Here is a 2,604-nt window from a genome sequence, read left to right on the forward strand (position 1 = left end):
TCAACTGCTGATAATTCATGTTGGTACTGCTTTGTTCTGTGGTAAGAAGAATCATACCAACTTCAGCAGTTGGCTTCTTCTACACCTGATTAGCAGTGTCGCACTTATTATCTGAATTTAGGAGAATTTAAGTAAACTGATAAATAATTTTGTGGCAGATATTGAAAAATTAACAGGATTAACGATGTTAAAAGGCGACTTTTATGGCTGAAATAATTAGAAAAGTGAAAGAGAAAATGTCATTGACAAATGATTATTGGAATTCTAAGTTGCTTGCCGAAATAGGTTCTATGAAAATTCGACACCGAATTGTTTGTGGAAAATCTTCCAACTTACATCAACATGACATGGCAGTCGAAGCATTCTTTATTCTTGAAGGAACTATGGTTATAGAGGTCGAAGGAGAAAAGAACTCTTTAGTTAGTGGGGATTTTGTTAAAATTAATAGTGGAGAAAAACATCGGATTATTGTCGATGATGTAGTTTCTTTGCTTGTAATTGACAATATTAATAGTGAAAAGTGAAAGTTATGGAATCCATTTTGAAGTCGTTTATTGCGTTTCTGGTAAAGGGCATATCGAAGATATTGAATCTGGAATTATCCATAGAATTGAGCCAGGTACATGTTATGTACTAGATAAACATGATCGTCATAATCTGTGTGCGGATGAAGATATAACGGTTCTATGTGTTTTTACACCACCATTGACAGGACAAGAAACGCACGATGAGAGCGGTTCATATAACGTGGATTTTAATTGAAACTTTGAGACTGTAAGAGTGTTCTGGTCTAATAATTTCGTACCTATCGATAGACGATATGATTCATTATCAATCTTAAACCTCTAATCTCAAACTAGCTCTTTTCAGACGTTCCATACCCCGTCGATCATAACGTTCAGTAGTAGTCACGCTAGCATGACCCATAGCGTCCTTAACAGTAATAATATCTTCGCCGTTATCCAGCATTTCTGAGGCGAAGGTTCTTCTAAGGTCGTGTGGAGCGAATTTTTCTAGCCCAGATTCGAGTCGTCGGGTTTCTAGGATGTGGTAAATCGCTTGGTCGGTCATACGCTGATCTGTCATATCGTCATGTCTGCGTATTCGATTGAATAGTGGGCCTTTTTGATTTCCTCGAACGTCTTCGACCCAGTAGTGTAAGCGGCCCCATGTGCCGTTGGGCATGTATGCAATGCGTTCTTTATTGCCTTTTCCCAAGACAGTTAATGCTTGATCACGATAGTCGATGTGTTCCAAGTCCAGCGCCACTATCTCAGACCGACGCAATCCACATCCGACCAATATCCCAATAATAGCCGCATCTCTGGGGCCTTTTGCGCTTTTATCACTTTCACATGTGAAAAAAAGTGTCTGAATTTCTTCCCTCGTCAGTTTTCTTCCTTTTGGCAGTCGGCTGCCTTTCATCGAACGTACCTGCTTAATGCGCTGGTAGCTGTCCGTATCCATTTGCTTCAATGACCAGGCTTCAAGTGCAACACCTTTCAATGCAGCCAGATAAGTATTAATCGTTGCCGGTGCTCTGTCGGCATCCGATAACATTTCAATAATGGCCTGAATATGATGTCGCTGCATTGTGTACCAGGGGCAATCATTCAGCGTTTGGCACCCTAATAACTTGGCTACGATGTTGAGGAAATAGCTCATTGTTTGCCGACTGGCCTTTGAACCCAGACTCACCAAATAAGCGACCGCAGGGTTCTGGTGAATATCCTCAGTTGATAGGATTGAAGAGGGTAATCTGTCGTCAGATAACAATATTATATTCGATGCCATTATTTTCTCTGTCTAGGACGATGTTAGGCGACTTTACTGCGACAACGCTAAAGGCTTATTTTTTTCCAAAAAACTATAGCGTTTCTTTGTGAAATTAACTCAGTTTGGTCTTGCTTTACTCTATTTTAAATTCTCTACTTTTGCAAACGTACATTTTCATAAGTAGAGAATAAAAAGAATTTCCCTCTCTCTTCTCACTGAATATGAATCCTCTAAGGAACGTGAAGCATTAGAAAAACGCATCGAAGAATTGGCTGCTAAATTTAAACAATTTGAGCAACAGATTGTTCAGTTGAATGAGAAGCTGGAACATCAGGCATCGTTAAATACCGGATTAAAAAAGGAACTCTCTGAAACTAAGAAACAACACTCACAAGCACAAGCATCTGTCAGTAAACTGGATAAAGAAAATGCTGTTCTCAAGGCGAATGTCGAACGGCTAAACGACCAGAATAAAGCAACTGACCACAAAATAAATGATAAGTGAGATTTTTCATTATTTAGAACCAATCTATGGGAGGAATTAAAATAAAAGATATAATAAATAAAACATTTATTATATTTATGATTTATTGCATATTCTTAAACCCTTACAGGGGGTTGAAGTCCAATGGTACGAAAACGTACGCTAAGCCTTTCCGCACACGATCATCTAATGTTTATAGTTTAAGGTGTAATTCTTTTAGAAGGGGGTTGAAGTCCAATGGTACGAAAACGTACGCTAAGCCTTTTCGCACACGATCATCTAATGTTTATAGTTTAAGGTGTAATTCTTTTAGAAGCATTTAAAGCTAACATCCCTATCCCTGC

General features: G+C 38.7%; 4 protein-coding genes. 3 read left to right on the plus strand and 1 reads right to left on the minus strand.

Annotation, left to right across the window (positions count from 1 at the left end):
• Nucleotides 1–203 precede the first annotated feature (203 nt).
• On the plus strand, nucleotides 204–524 hold the full coding sequence (locus ACMUMJ_RS16770; protein ID WP_414679993.1) for a cupin domain-containing protein: 321 nt from the start codon (nucleotides 204–206) through the stop codon (nucleotides 522–524).
• On the plus strand, nucleotides 514–762 hold the full coding sequence (locus ACMUMJ_RS16775) for an ectoine synthase (protein ID WP_414679994.1): 249 nt from the start codon (nucleotides 514–516) through the stop codon (nucleotides 760–762). Before ACMUMJ_RS16770 ends, ACMUMJ_RS16775 begins: the two co-directional genes overlap by 11 nt.
• A 75-nt stretch (nucleotides 763–837) precedes the next feature.
• Here the strand turns inward: ACMUMJ_RS16775 and ACMUMJ_RS16780 are convergent, their stop codons facing one another.
• Nucleotides 838–1,593: a tyrosine-type recombinase/integrase gene (locus ACMUMJ_RS16780; protein WP_414679995.1), complete on the minus strand. Its 756-nt coding sequence runs from the start codon at nucleotides 1,591–1,593 to the stop codon at nucleotides 838–840.
• Nucleotides 1,594–2,044: 451 nt separating this feature from the next.
• On the opposite strand from ACMUMJ_RS16780, the gene ACMUMJ_RS16785 reads away from it, so the two are divergent.
• The gene (locus ACMUMJ_RS16785) at nucleotides 2,045–2,281 is read left to right on the plus strand and encodes a hypothetical protein (RefSeq protein WP_414679996.1); all 237 of its coding nucleotides are present in this window, start codon (nucleotides 2,045–2,047) and stop codon (nucleotides 2,279–2,281) included.
• Nucleotides 2,282–2,604: the final 323 nt, after the last annotated feature.

The sequence above is a fragment of the Marinomonas phycocola genome (assembly GCF_047525455.1).
Classification (GTDB): domain Bacteria; phylum Pseudomonadota; class Gammaproteobacteria; order Pseudomonadales; family Marinomonadaceae; genus Marinomonas.